Annotated in this window: 2 protein-coding genes; both read left to right on the plus strand. The window is 29.6% G+C overall.

Features of this window, described 5'->3' with window-relative positions:
• Positions 1–46 precede the first annotated feature (46 nt).
• The gene (locus U9R42_05850) at positions 47–1,255 is read left to right on the plus strand and encodes a HAMP domain-containing sensor histidine kinase (protein MEA3495544.1); all 1,209 of its coding nucleotides are present in this window, start codon (positions 47–49) and stop codon (positions 1,253–1,255) included.
• A 374-nt stretch (positions 1,256–1,629) separates the two neighbouring features.
• Positions 1,630–3,393 (plus strand): long-chain fatty acid--CoA ligase, encoded by a 1,764-nt coding sequence (locus U9R42_05855; GenBank protein ID MEA3495545.1) that lies wholly within the window; start codon positions 1,630–1,632, stop codon positions 3,391–3,393.
• Positions 3,394–3,527 lie beyond the last annotated feature (134 nt).

Genomic DNA, 3,527 nt, shown 5'->3' on the forward strand with positions numbered 1-3,527 from the left:
AAAGGAAATATTTTACATTTTTATAAAAAAATAAAAACCTATACAAATGCTACACAAAAATTCATTATTTTTGTCGAAATATAAATCTACAATGATAAATTACCAACAAAAGAAATATTGGAAAATTGTAATTTTTGTGTTTGCAATACTTATTTCTTTAAGTACTCTTATTTATACAAATATTCTTGTAAATAGTTTATCAAAGGAACAATACAAGATGATAAGTTTGTTTGCTGATGCGTATAAGCAGTTGAATAATCTTACTGCTGAAGAACAATGTCAGGATATTTCCTTTTTATTTAAAATTATAAAATCAAATGAAAATATTCCTATAATTTTAACAGACACTAACGGCAACATCCTTGAACAAAGAAATTTGGATGAGAAGAGAAGTGAGAATAAAGAGTATTTATTGAAACAGCTTGATATAATGAAAAAGCAACATAATGTTATTGAAATTAATTATTCTCCAAACAATAAAAATTTAATTTATTACAAAGATTCCAAGCTGATTACTCAACTAAAGATTTATCCTTTTATCCAACTTCTTCTTGTCATTTTATTTATTTTCATTGCCTATTTTGCTTTTAGCTCATCATGGAAATATGAACAAAACAAAGTATGGACAGGAATGTCCCGAGAAACTGCACACCAGCTTGGTACACCTGTTTCTTCCCTACTGGCTCTTTCCGAAAACTTTAAAATGAGACAGGATGAATCTCAAAAAGAAATTATAAAAGAGCTGGATAATGATATTTTCAGGTTAGAGAAAATTACTAGTCGTTTTTCAAAAATAGGTACAGTACCAAAACCTGAGTTAAAAAATATTCATGATGAAATTGAATCCTCATTAGAATACTTGATTCCCAGAATATCCAAACAAGTAATAATTAAATTCAATGAAAATTCAAACAAAAATGCCAAAGCACTGGTAATATCTTCCTTATTTGATTGGGTTCTTGAAAATCTTTGTAAAAATTCAATTAACGCAATGGAAGGTATAGGAACAATAACATTTGACATTCAAGAGGAAGCAAAAAATGTTGTAATTGATATTAGTGATGACGGAAAAGGTATTTCTAGATTAAAGTATAAAACAATATTTAAAGCAGGATATACAACACGTAAGCGTGGCTGGGGCTTAGGTCTTTCATTATCAAAAAGAATTATTGAATTGTATCATAAAGGGCAAATTTTTGTTAAAAGCTCAGAGATAAAACAAGGAACAACAATTAGGATTAAATTATTGAAGTAGTGGCACTAATAAAACTTTGTATTACTCATTATACTTGGGCTTTGAATTAATAATGGATGTGAATGTAAAAGTCATTAAATTGTCATTGGGTTTTGTAACTTAATGACAATTAAATGACTACTTTATGACATTAGATTCAAGCGACAAAATACACATAATATTCTAACAGTCAAAAATATACGTTTTTCTTAGAGGCACTAAATAGTACTGGTGTTTTTGTGCTTTGCTCACACCTTCTATTCTATACAGTTATTTCATAGGTACTTCTACAAAAAATATGTTTTATAGCATAAGTTAAGGAAGTTTCGCTAAATTTATTAGGCATATCTTTGAAGCCTTTATTTTAAAAAAAATGTAAACTTAAATTTAGTATTATGAAAATAACTCGAATATTTGATCTTTTGGAACAACACAAAAATGAATTTAATAAACCAAATACTTTCGGAGCAAAAATTGATGGAAAATGGAAAGATTATAGCACTGATGAATTTGTTGATACTGTAAACAATTTTAGTTATGGTCTTTTGGCTCTTGGCATAAAAGCGGGTGATAAAATTGCGACTATTTCTAACAACAGACCTGAATGGAATTATGCTGATATGGGAATTATGCAAATTGGAGCTATTCATGTTCCTATTTATCCCAATGTTACCGAAAGCGAGTATGATTATATTCTTAATCATTCGGAAGCAAAATTAGTATTTATCTCTTCTGATTTAATTTATTCAAGAATAAAGAAAATTGCTGAAGAATCTGAGGTTATCAAAGATGTATATAGTTTTGAAAAACTTAAAACACATGATAAACAATGGACTGAAATTCTTGAGATGGGAGAAAAAAATCCTTTAAAAGAGAAAGTTGATGAAATTAAGAATTCAATTAAGCCTGATGATATTGCTACAATAATTTATACTTCAGGAACCACAGGAAAACCTAAAGGAGTTGTTCTTACTCATGCAAATATTGTAAGTAACTTTGTAGCCGTAAAACCAATTATACCTTTAGATTCCACATCAAAGGTATTGAGCTACCTCCCACTTTGTCATATTTATGAAAGGATGCTTAATTATTCATTTCAAAATATTGGTGCTTCAATTTACTATGTTGAAAGTCTGGGAACAATAGTGGATAATATACAGGAAATTAAACCTGAAGGATTTACAACTGTACCGAGACTGCTTGAAAAAGTATATGACAGAATAATGTTTAAAGGAAGAGAATTGAAAGGAATTAAGAAAGCAATTTTTGACTGGTCTGTTAAACTTGGTATGAAATACAAAGAAGAAAACAATTCTGCATGGTATTGCTTTAAATTAAAAATTGCCGATAAGCTTGTTTTTAATAAATGGAGAGCAGCATTTGGCGGAAATATTAAAGTTGCTGTATCTGGTGGTGCGGCACTTCAAAAACGACTGGCACATATTTTTTGGGCAGCAAAAGTACCGGTTATTGAAGGATATGGACTTACAGAAACATCTCCTGTTATTGCTGTAAATACATTTGACCCCGGAGGAAAAAGATTTGGAACAGTTGGTTTAGTATTAGAAGGTGTTGAAGTAAAAATTGCAGAAAACGGTGAAATACTTACCAAAGGACCAAACTTGATGCAAGGATATTACAAAGCACCGGAACTAACAAAACAAGTAATTGATGAAGATGGTTGGTTTCATACTGGCGATATAGGACATTTGGAAGATGGTAAATACCTTAAAATTACAGGTCGTTCAAAATCTGCATTTAAAACTTCAATGGGAAAATATGTTGTTCCTGAGCTTATTGAAAATAAACTTAGAGAATCTAAATTTATTGAGCAAGTAATGATTACAGGTGAAAATGAAAAATTTGTTTCAGCAGTAATTGTTCCTGAGTTTCAACACCTTAAAGCATGGTGTATTAGAGAAGGTCATGGCTTTGGTAACAGAAGTGAAGTAATAAAAAATCCTGAAGTTATTAAGCAATTCATGAAAGAAGTTAATGAATACAATAAATTGTTTAACCAACATGAACGTATTATAAAAATTGCTATAGTACAAGATGACTGGACGGTAGATACAGGCGAACTTACTCCTACTATGAAAGTTAAAAGGAAAGTTGTAGAAGCTAAATATGAGAAAAACATAAAAAAACTTTATAATTAGTGGCACTAAGAAAACTTTGTATTACTGGGCTTTGAATTAATAATGGATGTGAATGTAAAAGTCATTCAATTGTCATTAATAGTCATTTAGCCAAGCTGTCATTGGGTTTTGTAACTTAATGACAATTTAATGAC

The sequence above is a fragment of the Bacteroidota bacterium genome (assembly GCA_034723125.1).
Taxonomy (GTDB): domain Bacteria; phylum Bacteroidota; class Bacteroidia; order CAILMK01; family JAAYUY01; genus JAYEOP01.

Bases quoted from the DNA above. Each gene is read 5' to 3' on its own strand.
- U9R42_05850 (MEA3495544.1), top strand. From the start codon at position 47: ATGCTACACAAAAATTCATTATTTTTGTCGAAATATAAATCTACAATG.
- U9R42_05855 (MEA3495545.1), top strand. From the start codon at position 1,630: ATGAAAATAACTCGAATATTTGATCTTTTGGAACAACACAAAAATGAA.